General features: G+C 72.8%; 12 protein-coding genes. 3 read left to right on the plus strand and 9 right to left on the minus strand.

The window, feature by feature from the left end; all coding sequences use genetic code 11:
* Position 1: 1 nt before the first annotated feature.
* The 4 genes from B0I28_RS24650 to B0I28_RS24665 are packed head-to-tail and all read right to left on the minus strand — an operon-like array spanning position 2 to position 3402.
* Positions 2–607 carry a response regulator transcription factor gene (locus tag B0I28_RS24650; protein WP_106366520.1) on the minus strand — a complete coding sequence of 202 codons (606 nt, stop codon included), beginning with the start codon at positions 605–607 and terminating at the stop codon, positions 2–4.
* Complete coding sequence (locus B0I28_RS24655) at positions 604–1725, minus strand: sensor histidine kinase (protein ID WP_219926976.1); 1122 nt, start codon at positions 1723–1725, stop codon at positions 604–606. The genes B0I28_RS24650 and B0I28_RS24655 overlap by 4 nt, the downstream gene beginning before the upstream one ends.
* A gap of 29 nt (positions 1726–1754) precedes the next feature.
* The gene (locus B0I28_RS24660) at positions 1755–2495 is read right to left on the minus strand and encodes an ABC transporter permease (RefSeq protein WP_106366521.1); all 741 of its coding nucleotides are present in this window, start codon (positions 2493–2495) and stop codon (positions 1755–1757) included.
* A 10-nt stretch (positions 2496–2505) separates the two neighbouring features.
* On the minus strand, positions 2506–3402 hold the full coding sequence (locus tag B0I28_RS24665) for an ABC transporter ATP-binding protein (RefSeq protein ID WP_106366522.1): 897 nt from the start codon (positions 3400–3402) through the stop codon (positions 2506–2508).
* Positions 3403–3586: 184 nt separating this feature from the next.
* Here B0I28_RS24665 and B0I28_RS24670 point away from each other — a divergent pair, with 184 nt between their 5' ends.
* Together B0I28_RS24670 and B0I28_RS24675 are read left to right on the plus strand one after the other, a co-directional pair.
* Positions 3587–5017 (plus strand): glycoside hydrolase family 43 protein, encoded by a 1431-nt coding sequence (locus B0I28_RS24670; RefSeq protein WP_106366523.1) that lies wholly within the window; start codon positions 3587–3589, stop codon positions 5015–5017.
* Between the two features lie 77 nt (positions 5018–5094).
* Positions 5095–5703, plus strand: a complete 609-nt coding sequence (locus B0I28_RS24675; RefSeq protein WP_106366524.1) for a VOC family protein — start codon at positions 5095–5097, stop codon at positions 5701–5703.
* Here B0I28_RS24675 and B0I28_RS24680 read toward each other — a convergent pair.
* The gene (locus B0I28_RS24680; RefSeq protein WP_106366525.1) at positions 5700–6287 is read right to left on the minus strand and encodes an isochorismatase family protein; all 588 of its coding nucleotides are present in this window, start codon (positions 6285–6287) and stop codon (positions 5700–5702) included. The genes B0I28_RS24675 and B0I28_RS24680 overlap by 4 nt on opposite strands.
* Before the next feature lie 122 nt (positions 6288–6409).
* On the opposite strand from B0I28_RS24680, the gene B0I28_RS24685 reads away from it, so the two are divergent.
* Positions 6410–7390 (plus strand): GlxA family transcriptional regulator, encoded by a 981-nt coding sequence (locus tag B0I28_RS24685; RefSeq protein WP_106366526.1) that lies wholly within the window; start codon positions 6410–6412, stop codon positions 7388–7390.
* 48 nt (positions 7391–7438) lie between these two features.
* On the opposite strand, the gene B0I28_RS24690 is transcribed toward B0I28_RS24685, so the two are convergent.
* From B0I28_RS24690 to B0I28_RS24705, 4 genes are all read right to left on the minus strand, one after another.
* Positions 7439–8869, minus strand: a complete 1431-nt coding sequence (locus tag B0I28_RS24690) for a GntP family transporter (protein WP_181245951.1) — start codon at positions 8867–8869, stop codon at positions 7439–7441.
* A gap of 3 nt (positions 8870–8872) precedes the next feature.
* The gene (locus B0I28_RS24695; protein ID WP_106366527.1) at positions 8873–9775 is read right to left on the minus strand and encodes an NAD(P)-dependent oxidoreductase; all 903 of its coding nucleotides are present in this window, start codon (positions 9773–9775) and stop codon (positions 8873–8875) included.
* A 45-nt stretch (positions 9776–9820) separates the two neighbouring features.
* A complete protein-coding gene (locus B0I28_RS24700; protein WP_106366528.1) occupies positions 9821–11239 on the minus strand; it encodes a four-carbon acid sugar kinase family protein in 1419 nt (472 codons plus the stop codon).
* Positions 11240–11354: 115 nt separating this feature from the next.
* Complete coding sequence (locus B0I28_RS24705) at positions 11355–12059, minus strand: FadR/GntR family transcriptional regulator (RefSeq protein ID WP_106366529.1); 705 nt, start codon at positions 12057–12059, stop codon at positions 11355–11357.
* Positions 12060–12091 lie beyond the last annotated feature (32 nt).

Raw genomic sequence — 12091 nt, forward strand, 5'->3', positions numbered from 1 at the left:
CTTAGAGCCAGCCCCGCTCATCAGCCAACCTCGCCGCCTCTGCGCGGTTCCTCGCACCGAGTTTGCCGATCGCCGTGGACAAGTGGTTCCGCACGGTGCCCTCGGTGAGGTGGAGCGCGGCGGCCATGTCGGCGACGGTGCCGCCGTCGAGCGCGAGGCGCAGGGCCTCGCGCTCGCGGGCGGTCAGCGGGCCCTCCCCGGTGGCGAGGGACTCGGCGGCGAGCGCCGGGTCGACCACGCGAAGTCCGCTGTGGACCCTGCGGACGGCCTCCACGAGCTGCTCGGGCGGCGCGTCCTTGACGACGAAGCCGACCGCGCCCGCGGTCATCGCGCGCGCCAGATATCCGGGCCGCCCGAAGGTGGTGCAGATGATGATCCGGCACCCGGGCCGGGCCCGGCGCAGTTCCGCGGCGACCGCGAGGCCGTCCTTGCCGGGCATCTGCACGTCGAGGAGCGCCACGTCGGGCGCGGTGCGCGCCGCCGCGTCGAGGACCTCGTCCCCGGACCCGACCTGCGCGACCACTTCGATGTCGGGCTCCAGCCCGAGCACGGTCGCGAGCGCGCCGCGCACCATAGCCTGGTCGTCGGCCAGCAGTACCCGGATCATCGGACCTCCGCCTTCACGGTGAAACCGCCGTCCGGGTCCGGACCGGCGTCGAGCACGCCGCCGACGGCGGCGAGCCGCTCGGACAGGCCGCGCAGGCCCGTCCCCGGGGCGCCGTCGCCCCCGCCGCGGCCGTCGTCGGCGACGCGGATCCAGTTGCGGCCCAGCGTCACCGTCACTCGGGACGCGCCCGAGTGGCGGATCGCGTTCGTCACCGCCTCGCGGACCACGTACCCGAACACGGCCTGGTGCGCCGGGTCGACATCGTCCACCGCGCGCGGCAGGTCGGCGTCGATGTCGGCGGCCCGCAGTGCGGCGCGAGCCCCGGCAAGCTCGCCCGCGAGGGACACCTCCCGGTACTCCGAGACCGTAGCGCGCACGTCCGACAACGCCGCCCGGGACAGCGCCTCGACGTCGCGGATCTCGTCGATCGCGCGCGCCTCGCCCTGCCCGGTCTCCAGGAGCCGCCGCGCGGCCCCGGCCTTGACGGTGATCGTGGTCAGGCTGTGGCCGAGGATGTCGTGGAGGTCCCGCGCGAGCCGCTCGCGCTCGGCGCCGACCGCGAGCGCCGCGATCTGCTCGTTCGCGGCCCGCAGGCTCCGCACGGTCCTGATGAGCCGCACCACGAAGAACAGCGTGGTGGTGATCCCGAACATCGCCCACAGGTCGCTGTAGGTGAATCCGCCGCCCACGTGCGCGCCCGCCGCTTCGATGATCCCCAGCGCGAGGACCGTGCCGCCGTCGAGGACGAGCATCCAGCCGAGCGGCAGGCCCATCGCGATCGGGATGATCGCGTACAGCAGGCCGTAGACGCCGCCCGTGTCGAGCCCCGCGAACAGCGTCCACCCGAGCGCGAGGATCACCGCGCCGAAGCCGACCCGCTGCCACATGCGGCCCGTCGACACCGCCCACGGGAACACCGCGTAGCAGGCCGCGTAGGCCAGGACGACCGCGACGACCGCCCAGTCCGCGTCCCCGGCGGCGTTCATGACCACCGGGATCACGAACGGCGCCAGGAAGACTCCGGCCAGCAGCAGCCACCGGTAGTTGCCGCGCCCGGCGAACGGGCCGGTGGCGCTGCCGCTCCACCAGCCCTCGCCGGTCCCGTTCGACTGTCGCACGGGCCCTCGCCTCTCCACGTCTTCCCCGGTCAGGCCCGGGCCGAGTCCTTACGGTACCGCCAGACCACGAGGGCGCCCAGCACGATCGCCCAGGCCGCGAGCACCGCGACCGACAGGCCCAGGCTCCGCGTCAGGTCGGTCGTGACCGCGCCGCGCCCGATCTGCGTGAGCCAGTAGCTCGGCAGGAACGGCGAGACGGTCTGGAGCCAGCCCGGCATGGCGTCCACCGGGATCCACAGGCCGCCGAGGAACCCCATCGCCAGCGAGACGCCCATGTTCACCGGCTGGAGCGTGTCGGGGGTGACGAGCTGCCCGATGAGCAGGCCCAGCAGCACGAACGGGACCGCGCCGACCCAGATGCCGAGGATGATCCGGGTCCATTCGCCGCCGTCGAGGCGCACGCCTTCGGCGATGACGGCGAGCAGCGGGATCGCGACGACCACCGGCAGGGCCAGGAGCATCCCGGTGAGGCCCTTGCCGAACATGTAGCCGCGGCCCGACAGCGGGGTGAGCCGCAGCTGCCGCTGCCAGCCCGCGGCGCGCTCGACCGCGAGGCGCGCGCCGTTGTTCATGGCCGCGAACACGGCCCCGAACGCGATCATGTTCACCATGATCACGGCGACCGCCGAAGCCTTCTCAGGGCCGGATCCGGTGACGAACACATTGGCCTGCAACAGGAACAGCAGGACCGGGAAGAAGAACGCGAAGATCAGGAAGCGCGGGTTGCGGAGCATCCGCACGATCTCCAGGCGCGTGTAGGTCGGGTTCATCGCAGGCTCCTTAGTCGCTGATGAGGGAGAGGAAGGCGGATTCGAGCCCGGCGGCGGCGATCTCGATGTCGCGCGCGCCGGGATGGGCGGCGAGGAGCGCCCGCAGGGTGGCGTCGGAGTCGGCGGTGGCGATCCGGGCGCGGCCGTCGCGCAGCTCGCACGCGGTGACCGCGGGCAGCGCCAGGAGCGCCGCGGCGTCGGCGCCGGGGACGGCGGCGCGGATGGTGCGCCCGCCCGCGACGGCCCTGACCTCGGCGACCGTGCCGTCGGCGGCGATGCGGCCGCCGTTCATGAGAACCACGCGGTCGGCGTACTCCTCGGCCTCTTCGAGGTAGTGGGTGGCGAACAGGACGGTGCGCCCGCCCGCGGTGTCCTCGTACATGGCCTTCCAGAAGTCGCGGCGCGTGGCCGGGTCCATGGCGGCGGTGGGCTCGTCGAGGACGAGGAGCGCGGGGTCGGAGACGAGCGCGATGGCGAAGCGCACGCGCTGCGCCTGGCCGCCGGAGAGGCGGTTGGCGCGGCGGGCGGCGAGGTCCTCGCACCCGGCGCGGCGCAGGGCCCGCTCGACGGGGATCGGCTTGCGGTGCAGGGAGGCGACGAGGCGCACGGTCTCGGCGACGGTGAGGTCGTCGAGGAGCGTGCCGTTCTGGAGCATCGCCCCGATGGCGCCTTCGCGCACGGCCTCGGCGGGGGAGCGGCCGAAGACCGCGACGCTCCCGGCGTCGGGCGTCGTGAGGCCGAGGATCATGTCGATGGCGGTGGACTTCCCGGCGCCGTTGGGGCCCAGGAGGGCCACGACCTCGCCGGGGCGGATCTCCAGGTCGATGCCGTCGACGGCGGCGACGTCGCCGTAGTGCTTCCGCAGGCCGCCGAGGGCGACCGCCGGAGGAGTGCTCGTGTTGCTCATGCATAGAGCTTCGCTTCGAACGGGCCCCGGCGCCTCGACCGCCCGTCACGACCTTCCCTTGACGAATGTCACGGGCGGGGCTCCTCCGAGAGTCAACTAAATAGATGATGTTGACTGTCTCAATGTGTTGATGTTAGCCTTCACATCATCTGTTCCGGCTGCCTGTCACCTTATTGGAGTGGCCATGTCCTCATCGCCTTCCGCGCGGCTCAGCCGCCGCGGACTGCTCACCGCGGCCGCCGCGGTGCCGCTCGCCGCAGCGCTCCCCGGCGCCGCTGCGGCCCAGACCGCCTACACCGGCTACCTCATGGTCCACTTCATCGGCGAAGGCGCCGGCGGCGAGCAGATCTACCTCGCCGCCAGCGACAACGGCCTCAACTGGACCGACCTCAACCGGAGCCAGATCGTGCTGCGCAGCCCGATCGGCACCCAGGGCGTGCGCGACCCCGTGCTCATCCGCAACCAGGCCGGGAACCGGTACTGGATCGTCGCCACCGACCTGCGCATCGGCTCGGGCACCTCCTGGGACGACGCCGCCAACCGCGGCAGCCGCAACCTCGTCGTGTGGGAGTCCACCGACCTCGTCAACTGGTCCGCCCCGTGGCTCCTCGGCGTCGCGAACTCCATCGGGGACGCCGGGAACGCCTGGGCCCCCGAGGCGATCTGGGACGCCGCGGCCGGGAACTACCTCCTCTACTGGGCCACCAACTCGACCCTCAACGGCGTCAAGAAGCACCGCATCTGGAGCGCCCGCACCACCGACTTCCGCACCATCACCACCCCGCAGGTCTACATCAACCTCGCGGGGAACGAGGGGCTCATCGACACGCAGATCGTCGAGGTCCCCGCGTCGACCGGCGGCTACCGCTACTACCGCGCCTCCAAGACCACGCAGATCGTCATCGAGGGCGCGAACTCCCTCACCGGCACGTGGACGCGCCTGGGCGACCTCGCGAACCTCACCGGCGGCGGCGTCGAGGGCCCCATGTGGGCGAAGTTCAACGACCGCACCGAATGGGCGCTGTGGCTCGACCAGTACGCCACGGGCCGCGGGTACATGCCCGTGCTCACCACCAACCCCGCTGCCGTCTCCGGCTACCGCACCACCTCGGGGTACAGCCTGGGCGCGAACCTGAAGCGCCACGGCTTCGTCCTCAACATCACTGCTGCGGAGAAGACCCGGGTCCTGAACCGCTACCAGGCGCCCGTGTTCAACCGGCTCCAGTCCTACAACTTCCAGGACCGGTACGTGCGCCACTCGAACTTCGACGTGCGCATCGACGCCGGGGTCAGCCCGGCCGCCGACGCGCAGTTCCGGCTGGTCCCGGGCCTGGCGTCCTCCAGCGCGGTCTCGTTCGAATCGGTGAACTACCCCGGGTACTTCCTGCGGCACTTCAACTACGACTTCGTGCTCGCCCCGCGCGAGGCGACGTCCCAGTTCAGCGCCGACGCCACCTTCAACCGCGTCGCGGGGCTGGCGGACTCCTCGTGGAGCTCGTTCACCTCGTACAACTACCCGACGCGGTACATCAGGCACTACGACTACCTGCTGCGGCTCGACCCGGTCTCGACGGCGACGGAACGGGCGGACGCGACGTTCCGCGTCGTCACCTGAGCCCCTCCCGGGGCGGGCCCCCGAAGCGATCACGAATCGAGAAGCGCGGGGGCCCGTCCCGGAAATAGCCTTTGAGCATGACCTACATCGAACAGATCACCATCGAGGCCGCCGACCCGAAGGCCGCCGAGGACTTCTACACGACCGCCTTCGGGCCCGGCGTCCCGCTCAAGTTCCGCGCCTCCGACGCGCCGAGTTCCGGCTTCCGCGGCTTCACGCTCGACTTCATCGCCGCGCAGCCCGCGAACGTGGACCTGCTGTTCCAGGCCGCGATCGACGCCGGGGCCACCGTGGTCAAGGCCGCCGAGAAGTCCTTCTGGGGCTACGGCGGGGTCCTGCGCGCCCCTGACGGCACGGTCCTGAAGTTCGCGTCCTCCTCGAAGAAGGACACCGCGCCGGCGGAGAAGCAGTACACCGACGTCGTGCTGCTCCTGGGCACCGCCGACATGAAGGCCTCCAAACGGTTCTATGTGGACCACGGCCTGGTCGTGGAGAAGAGCTACGGCGGCAAGTACACCGAGTTCGCCGCGGGCGACGGTCAGGTCAAGTTCGCGCTCTACCCGCGCAAGGCGTTCAAGAAGACCGCGTTCGTCGACCCCGAGGGCTCCGGCTCGCACCGCATCGCCATCGGCGGCACCGGCGGGTCCTTCACCGACCCCGACGGCTTCGCGTGGGAGCAGGCCTAGCCCAGGTCGTCGGCGGTCGCGACGACGACGCCGTAGAGGTCCGCCACGGTGGCGAGCGCCGCGGTGTGCAGCTCCTTGGCGGACGCCTCGCCGACGGCGCTGCCCAGCGGCCGGGTCGCGCACGCGTCGGCGACCACGGTGGGCCGGTCGCCGCGCAGGAACGCGCCCTGCGCGGTGAACGCCACGCACATGTGCGTCATGAACCCGGCGACCACCAGGTCCGTCTTCCCGGCGGCGCCCACGAGATCACCGAGCCCGGTGCCCACGAACGCGTCCGGGGCGGTCTTGACCACGATCTCCTCGCCTTCGATCGGCGCGACCTTCGGATGGATCTGCCCAATCTCGGCGCTGTAGTCGTACGGTCCGGGGCCGCCGTCGTTCACGACGTGGACGACTCTGGTCCCGGCCCGGCGGGCCCGCGCGAGCAGGTCCGCGGCGGCGTCGAGCGCGGGCTCCCAGCCCTCCAGCTCCATGACGCCGCGGGTGTAGGTGTTCTGGTAGTCGATCAGCACCAGCGTCGAGTCCGACAGCTTCGCCGGGGTCCGGTCCAGGCCGATGACCTCGCGCAACGTGATGGCGCCCATGGGTTTCCTCCTCTGGTTCCGGCCGCCGTCCGGCGGCCCGGCTCCACGCTACGACCGACGGAGCATGTCCGCAATGTCGAGCAACTTGCAGATCCGGACATGCCCCTGGTAGCGTCGGGCCGGTGAACCAGCGCCTCGTCGTCATCGTGCTCTTCGACGGCGTCGACCTCCTCGACGTCACCGGCCCGCCCGAGGTGTTCGCGCTCCTGAAGCGCGAACTCGGCGACACGGCGGACTACCGCGTGGTCCTCGCGGCCGAGACCGACGCGCCCGTCACCACCTTCGCGGGCGTCCGCGTCCTCCCCGACACCACGTTCGACGCCCTCTCGGGCCCGATCGACACGCTCATCGTCCCCGGCCGCGTCGAACCCGGCCCCGACGGGCGACTGCGCGCCGCCGCCGACCCCGAGGTCGTCGCCCGCGTGAAGGCCCTCGCCTCCCGCACCGCCCGCATCGCGTCGGTCTGCGTCGGCGCGCACATCCTCGCCGACGCCGGGCTCCTCGACGGCCGCCGCGCCACCACCCACTGGTCCACCGCGGCCCAGCTCGCCGCCGAGCACCCCGCCGTCGAGGTCGACGCCGACCCGATCTTCATCCGCGACGGCCGCGTGTGGACCGGCGCGGGCATCACCGCCTGCCTCGACCTCACCCTCGCGCTGGTCGCCGAGGACCACGGGGAGGCCGCGGCCCTGCGCGTCGCCCGCCAGCTCGTCATGTACCTCAAGCGGCCCAGCGGCCAGAGCCAGTTCAGCGTGCCCCTCGAACCGGTCTCCACGACCCGCCGCGTCGAGGACCTGCGTCACCACATCGCCGGGCACCTCGCCGACCCGCTCGCGATCGGCGACCTCGCCCGCCTCGCGCACCTGTCGGAGCGCCAGCTCACCCGCGTCTTCAAGGCCGAGCTGGGCCGCACGCCCGCCGCGTACGTGGAGGCCGCGCGCGTCGAGGCCGCCCGGCACCGCCTCGAAGGCGGCGACGACACCCTCGACCGCATCGCGACCGCGTGCGGCTTCAACACGGTCGACACGCTCATCCGGGCGTTCCGCCGCCAGCTCGGCACCACCCCCACCGAGTACCGCAACCGGTTCCGCACCGCCGCGTGAACGCCGACGGGCCGGACCCCCGTGGAGTCCGGCCCGTCGGCGCGCGGGTCAGCCGGCCGGGATGAGCGCGTAGAGCGCCGCGACGAAGCCGAAGCCGAGCAGGCCGAGCACCGTCGTCATCGGCGTCCACACCCGCAGGCCGTCCTTGACGGACAGTCCGAGGTAACGCGTGACGATCCAGAATCCGGAGTCGTTCACGTGGCTCAGGCCCAGCGCGCCGTAGCCGATCGCGAGCGCGACGAGCGCGAGGTGCACCGAGTCGGACCCCATGGCCTGGACCGTCGGCAGCAGCAGGCCCGCGGTCGTCGTGATCGCCACGGTCGCCGACCCCTGCGCGGCGCGCATGATGAGCGACATGAGGAACGCGGCCAGCAGGACCGGGATGCCCGCGTCGGCGAGCGTCTCGGCGACGGCGCCCCCGATGCCGGTCTCGGTGAGGATGCGGCCGAAGCCGCCGCCCGCGCCGGTGACGAGGATGATCACGGCCGCGGCCGGGAGGGCGGACTCCATGACCTCGCCGAGCTTCGCGGCGGACCAGCCGCGGCGCACGCCGAGCGCGAACATCGCGGCGGCGATGGCGACGACGAGCGCGAAGATCGGCTGGCCGACCATCGCGAGGACGCCGTTCCAGGTGCTCCCGGCCGGGAACATCGGGGCGATCGTGGTGCCGACCATGATGAGCGCCAAGGGGAGCACGATGATCCCGAGGATCGTCCAGGCGCTCGGGGCCTTCTCGCCGTCGGCGAGGGTCCCGTTCCGAGGGCCGTCCTCGGTGCCGAAGGCGTCGAACATCTCCTTGGCGGCGGGGATCATCGCGAACTCGCGCAGGTTGAACCACTTGCCGAGGAAGTACGCGGCGACGGCGAGCGGGATCGAGATGAGCAGCGACAGGATGGTGATCCACCCGACGTCCGCGCCGAGGACCGCGGCGCCGCCGACGATGCCCGGGTGCGGCGGGACCGCGACGTGCACCGCGAGCATGATGCCCGCGACCGGCAGGCCGAACTTGATCGGGTTGACCCCGGCGGCCTTCGCGAACGCGTAGATGATCGGGACGAGGATGATGAACCCGGCGTCGAAGAACACCGGGATCGCGAGGATCGCCGCGGCCGCGGTGAGCGCGACGGCGACCCGCTTGGGGCCCAGCCAGCTCGTGAACTTGCCCGCGAGCGATTCCGCGCCGCCGGAGATCTCGATGATCTTCCCGAGCATCGATCCGAGCGCGACGAGCACGGCGACGGACCCGAGGGTCCCGCCGACGCCCGCGATGATCGCCTGGACGACGCCGAGCCGCTCGGGCTCGGTGTCGGTGGCGGCGATCGTGGTCAGCGGGAGGCCCGCGGCGACGCCGACGACGATCGAGGTCAGGATGATCGCGTAGAACGACTGGACCTTGAACCTGATGATGAGGAGCAGCAGCAGCGCGATGCCGGCGAGGCCGACCGCGATGAGCGCCGGGAGCGGCAGCGTGTAGCCCATCGCCTACGCCCCCTTGCCGTCGCGGCGCTCGGGGGCGACGACGCGGATGACTGCGGAGTCGTCGAGCGCGCCGAGGCCCTGGGCCTCGCCGAGGAGGAACAGCTGCTCGGCGGCGGCGGCCACGGGCGCGGCGAGGTGCGCGTTCCGGGCGGCGCGGCCGACGATCCCGAGGTCCTTCACGAAGATGTCGAGGCGGCTGAGCACTTCGGCGCCGCCGTCGTCGTAGGCCTGGAGGGCGCGCGGGCCGCGGTTGCCGAGCATGAACGAGTCGGCGGCCCCGGCGGTGAGCGCCGCGAGGGTCCGCTCCCGGTCGAGGCCGAGCGCGTCGGCGAGCGCGAGCGCCTCGGCGGCGGCCGCGATGTGGACGCCGCACAGGAGCTGGTTGACGGTCTTGAGCGCCTGGCCGTCCCCGGCCTTGTCGCCGACGACGGTGAGCGTCGAGGCGAGCTGCTCCAGTACGGGCCGGGCCTGTTGCAGCGCTTCGGGTTCGGCGCCCACGACGATGAGCAGGTCGCCCTCGCCCGCGCGGACCGGGCCGCCGGAGAGCGGCGCGTCCACCAGGCGCGCGCCGTGCTCGGCGAGCCGCGCGGCCGTGGCGGCGATCCCGTCGGTCCCCACGGTGCTCGTGAGGATCACGACGGCGCCGGGCGCGAGGTGCCCGGCGAGGCCGTTCGCGCCGAAGAGGAGGTCGTCGAGCTGCTCGCCGGTGCGGACGGCGACGAGCACCGCCCCGGCCCCGGCGGCGGCCTCGGCCGCGGTGGCCGCGGGCGCGACCCCGCGTTCGGCCGCGAGCGCGAGCCGTTCGGGCGCGATGTCGAAGCCGCGCACCGTGAAGCGCTCGGCCAGGCGCGCGGCCATGGGCAGGCCCATCGCGCCGAGGCCGATCACAGCGACGTTGCTGTCCATTGTGTGTTCTTCCAATCTGGGGACGGTGTCAGTCGGCACTGGGTTTCATGGCTGGCTTGCAAGCGGCGCCAGCGTGCCGACGACCTGCGCGAGCGAGTCGGCCTCGCCGACGTTGCCCGCGAAGACGATGTAGGGGATGCCGACGGCGGGCCCGGCCTCGGGCCGCCACAGGGAGACGATGCCCGGGAGCATCGGGCCGACGACGGTGGCGCGCCGGATGCCCAGCCCCTCGGTGGCGGTGTCGCTGGAGGTGATGCCGCCCTTGGCGACCACGAACCGCGGCGGCGCGAGCGCCAGCACGCGGGCGACGAGGTCCACGACGCCGCTGGAGACCTTCCGGGCGATGTCGAGGCTCTCCTCGCCGTCGCGGCCGGTCACGAGCTCGCGCGTGGTGTGGACGACGACGGTGCCGTGCGCGAGCGCCGCGGCGGTCGCCTCGGCCCGTTCGGCCAGATGCGCCTCGCGCCGGTCGTCGATGAGGCTGCGGACGTCGAGTTCGATGGTCGCGGTCCCGGGCCGGTCCTCGCGGAGCCGGTCGAGCTGCGCAGTCGTGAGCGGCACATGGCTGCCGACGACGACGAGCCCGCCGCGGTCGTCGGCGAGGTCGAGCTGCGCCCGGGTGACCGGCTCGGCGATGTCCTGCCCGATGTGGGCGCGCACGTACGGCGGGCCGACGCGCAGCAGCGCGGCGAGTCCTTCGCGTTCGAGCCGGTGCAGCGCGATGGCGACCACCCGCATGTCGGTCTCGTCCACGACGTCCACCGCGACGACCGTCTCGGCCTTCAGACCTCGCAGGAACGCCGCGACCGCGTCCGGCCCGCGGCGGATCGTCCCGATCGCGAGGACCGCGACGTCTGCCTTGGAGATGCGCCCGGAGGTCTTCTCCTCGACCCATTCCCGCAGGTCGGAGCTGCGGAACCCGAACGTGGCGTCCTGCGCGAACGGCGTCTCGCCCACGGGCGTGGCCTCGCCGTCGACGACCCAGTAGTGGACGCCGTCGACGGTGATCCGCCCGGCGTCGGGGAACGCGGGCACGAGCAGCGTGAACGCGGGGGCGGCGCCGCCGTGCGCGGTGATCGCCTCGGTGAGCACGTCGGTCTCCAGCGGGAAGTGCCCGCGGAGCGTCGAGTCGGAGCGGGACACGAACGTGAGCCGCTTCCCGGCCCGCCCGGCCGCGGCCAGGGCGACGGCGACGACCTCGCGGTTGCGCTGCGCCGCTTCGGCGGGGGCGAGGGAGCGGGTGTTGGTGAGGACGTAGACCGCGGGGGCCCCGGTCGCGAGCGCCCAGTCGAGGTCCGCGGCCTCCCACGCGGTGAGGACGGGCAGGCCCGCGACGGACTGCGTCCCGGTCGGGTCGTCGTCGAGGACGACGAGCACGGCGTCGGGGTCGGCCTCGGCGCGCACGTCGGCGGCGGCTGCCTGGGCGGCTTCGGGCACGGTGGCGAGCAGCGTCTCGGCGCGCACGGGAACTCCTATGTTCGCGGGTCCTACGGATCCCGGCCATCAGATATCAGATATCTGATAACCCGGGACGGCCATCATGCCCCGCCGAATCCGGGATTGTCAAACCGGCGCGCGGTCAGCGCCTGCCGTGCACGTATTCGACCAGGTCGCCCCTGGTCTGCTCCATGTGGCTCGCCATCGCGTCGCGCGCCGCCACCGGGTCGCCCGACTCGATCGCCGCGGCCACCGACTCGTGCTCGGCGATGGCGTGCTCGCGGATGTCGGACACCGCGCTCGTCTCGCTGCGCGTGTCCGCGAGCATCGCGGTCAGCGGCAGCAGCGCCGCCACCAGGATGCGGTTGTTCGCGGCCCGCAGCACCGCCTCGTGGAACTCCAGGTCCGCCTCGACGAACCCCGCCACGTCGGTGCGCGCGTGGGCCGCGCGCATCCGATCGATCTCGCGGCGCATCGCGTCCACGTCCCGGTCGCTGCGGCGGACGGCCGCGAGCTGGGCCGCCCCGGTCTCGATCATCATGCGCACTTCGAGCAGTTCCAGCGAGGACCGCTCGCGCTCCCCGGCGCTGCGCGCGTGCCGCACGACCGCCTCCAGGCCCGTCCACTGCGCGACCGGCGCCACCCGGTGCCGCCGCCCGGGGACCTGCACGATGACGCCCTGCGCCTGGAGCAGCCGCACCGCCTCGCGCAGCGTCAGCCGCGAGACCTCCAGCTCCTCGGCGAGCACGCCTTCCGGAGGGAGCGCCGCGCCGGTCGCGATGGTGCCGTCGATGATGGCGTCGAGCACCCGCTCGACCACCTCCTGCGTCCGCGACGCGCGCGCCATCGGCTTCCTCCTCCGTCGGCGCAAGCGTAAGC

Source organism: Glycomyces artemisiae, from assembly GCF_003002955.1.
Classification (GTDB): domain Bacteria; phylum Actinomycetota; class Actinomycetes; order Mycobacteriales; family Micromonosporaceae; genus Glycomyces; species Glycomyces artemisiae.